We start from the raw sequence: 2,944 nt of genomic DNA on the forward strand, positions 1-2,944 counted from the left end.
CCCTGGTCGAGCGGGGTGTCGACCCGGCGCAGCGCGGCACCCCGCTGGCCGACCTGCTCGCCGACGCCACGCTGCTGGACGAGGTGCCCCAGCCGGTGGCCCGGCCGGCCTCCCGGGTCGCCGGCGTGCTGGCCGCCGGCCGGGTCGCGCTGCTGCGGGGCGGGTCGGCCGAGGACGTGCTGTGGGCGATGTGGCAGGCCAGCGGCCTGTCCCCGCGGTGGGCCGCCGCGAGCGCCGCGGGTGGTCCTGCCGGTGCGGTCGCCGACCGCGACCTCGACGCCGTCGTGGCCCTGTTCGACGCCGCCGCCCGCTTCGTCGACCGCCTGCCCGGGGCGCAGGTCGCCGACTTCGTCGACCACTTCGGCGCCCAGGAGCTGCCCGGGGACGGCGGGGCGGCGCGTGCCCCGGCCGGGGAGACCGTGCGGGTGCTCACGGCGCACGCCGCCAAGGGGCTGGAATGGGACCTGGTGTGCGTGGCCGGCGTCCAGGAGGGCGTGTGGCCCGACCTGCGCACCCGCGCGAGCCTGCTCGGCGCCGAGGACCTGGCCGACGTCTCCTCCGGTGCCGACCCGGTCGCCCTGGACCGGCGCACCCTGGCGCTGGCCGAGGAGCGCCGGTTGTTCTACGTCGCGGTCACGCGGGCCCGGCGACGCCTCGTCGTGACCGCCGTCGACGCCGGCCTCGACGGCGGCGACGTGGGCGCCAACGCCTCCCGGTTCCTGGACCTGGTCGCCCCGCCGCCGGCCGACGGCGACGGCGTGCGGCCGCGCACCCCGCTGCCGCGTGCCCTCACGCTGCCCGCGCTGGTCGCGGACCTCCGGCGGGCGCTCACCGACCCGCACACCCCGGCCGCCCGGCGCGCCAGCGCAGCCGCGGTGCTGCGCCGGCTCGCGCAGGAGCGGGTCCCCGGCGCCGACCCGGCCGGCTGGTGGGGCCTGGCGGAGCTCTCCGACGACGCCCCGCTGACTCCCGAGGACGCGGTCGTGCGGGTGCGGCCCTCGGCCATCGACACCTTCCAGCGCTGCCCGCTGCGCTGGGTGCTCGGCGCGGTCGGGGCCGAGGCGTCGCCCGAGACCACCCGCACCGTGGGTTCTGCGGTGCACGACGTCGCGCAGCAGGTCGCCGAGGGCCTGCCTGCCGAGCAGGCGCCCGCGGTCCTCGCCGCCGAGCTCGACCTCCTGGACCTGGGCCCGGGCTGGTTCGACCAGCGGCAGCGGGAACGGGCCCAGGAGATGCTGGCCAAGTTCCTCGCCTGGCACGCCCGCGCCGACCGCGACCTGGTGGCCGCCGAGGAGGACTTCGACGTCGTCGTCGGTCGGGCCCGGCTGCGCGGTCAGGTGGACCGGCTCGAGCGCGATGCCGACGGCCGCCTCGTGGTGGTCGACCTCAAGACCGGCAGGACCGCGCCGCGCACCGTCGAGGAGCACGGGCAGCTCGCCGCCTACCAGGTCGCCGTCGCCGAGGGCGCCTTCGCCGGGCACGGCACCGTGCCCGGCGGCGCGGCGCTGCTGCAGGTCGGGGGCGCGCAGAAGGCGGCGAAGGAGCACACCCAGCCGGCGCTGCCCGCCGACGTGCCGGCCACCGCGACCTGGGCCGGGGAGCTGGTCGCCGAGGTGGGGGAGGGCATGGGCGCGGCCACCTTCGAGGTCCGCACCGACGCCGACTGCGACCGCTGCTCCTTCCGCCGCAGCTGTCCGCTGCAGGAGGCCGGCCGGCAGGTGACCCGGTGAGCCGGCGCGCTGCCGACGGCCAGCTCGCCCTGGACCTGCCCGGCTTCGTGGCGCCGGGGCCGGCGGCGGTGCCCGAGCTGCTCGACCCGGCCGAGGTCGCCCGGCGGTGCGGGTTGTCCTACGCGCCCTCGGCCGAGCAGGCCGCGGTGGTGCAGGCCCCCGTCGACCGCCCGATGGTCGTCGTCGCCGGCGCCGGGTCCGGCAAGACCGAGACCATGGCCGCCCGGGTGGCCTGGCTGGTGGCCAACCAGCTCGTCGCCCCCGAGGCGGTGCTGGGCTTGACCTTCACCCGCAAGGCGGCCAGTGAGCTCGGTGCCCGCATCCGGCTGCGGCTCACCGCCCTCGCCGCCCACCCCGACACCGACCCCGACCTGCGTGCCCGCCTGGAGGTGGCCACCCCCACGGTGGCCACCTACCACGGCTACGCGGCCGGCATCGTCGCCGAGCACGGCCTGCGCATCGGGGTGGAGCCCGGCGCCGGCGTGCTGGGTCCGGCCATGTGCTGGGGCCAGGCCGCCACCGTCGTCGCCGCGCACACCGGCGACATGGCCGACGTCGCCCTGGGCCTGGTCAGCACGACCGAGGACGTCCTGCAGCTGGCCGCCGAGCTGGGCGAGCACGACGTGACCCCCGACCAGCTGCGCCGCTGGACCGGGCAGCTGCACGACCAGGTGCACGCCTACCCGGTGACCGGCCGGACCAAGGGGCCCTACGCCGACGTGCTGAAGATGCTGGGCCGGCAGCGGGCCCGGGTGGCGCTGCTGCCGATGGTCGAGGCGTTCGAGGCCCGCAAGCGTGCCGCCGGTGCCATCGACTACGCCGACCAGGTCGCCTCGGCCGCCCGGGTGGCCACCGGCTCGCCCGACGTCGGCCGGCGGGAGCGGGCGCGGTGGCGGGTGGTGCTGCTCGACGAGTACCAGGACACCTCCGTGGGCCAGCTGCGCATGCTCGAGGCGCTGTTCGGCGGCGCCGGCCACCACCCCGTGCTCGCCGTGGGTGACCCCCGGCAGTCCATCTACGGCTGGCGGGGCGCGTCCTCGGGCACCATCGAGCGGTTCCCCCGCACCTTCCCCGGGGCGCCCGACCGCCCCGCCGCACGGCTGACGCTGTCGACCAGCTGGCGCAACGACCACGCCGTGCTCGCCGTCGCCAACCGGGTCGCGGCCGACCTGCCCCAGCCCGCGCAGGCCGCCCCGCTGCCCGACCTGACCGCC

Annotated in this window: 2 protein-coding genes; both read left to right on the top strand. The window is 78.2% G+C overall.

Annotated features, from left to right (window positions below):
* A partial coding sequence (locus NH342_RS22555) for a UrvD/REP family ATP-dependent DNA helicase (protein WP_253018547.1) occupies positions 1 to 1,730 on the top strand: 1,730 nt, incomplete at its 5' end.
* A partial coding sequence (locus NH342_RS22560) for a UvrD-helicase domain-containing protein (protein ID WP_253018549.1) occupies positions 1,727 to 2,944 on the top strand: 1,218 nt, incomplete at its 3' end. The genes NH342_RS22555 and NH342_RS22560, both read left to right, overlap by 4 nt.

Origin of the sequence: Klenkia sp. PcliD-1-E (assembly GCF_024124375.1) — a bacterium.
GTDB lineage: Bacteria > Actinomycetota > Actinomycetes > Mycobacteriales > Geodermatophilaceae > Klenkia.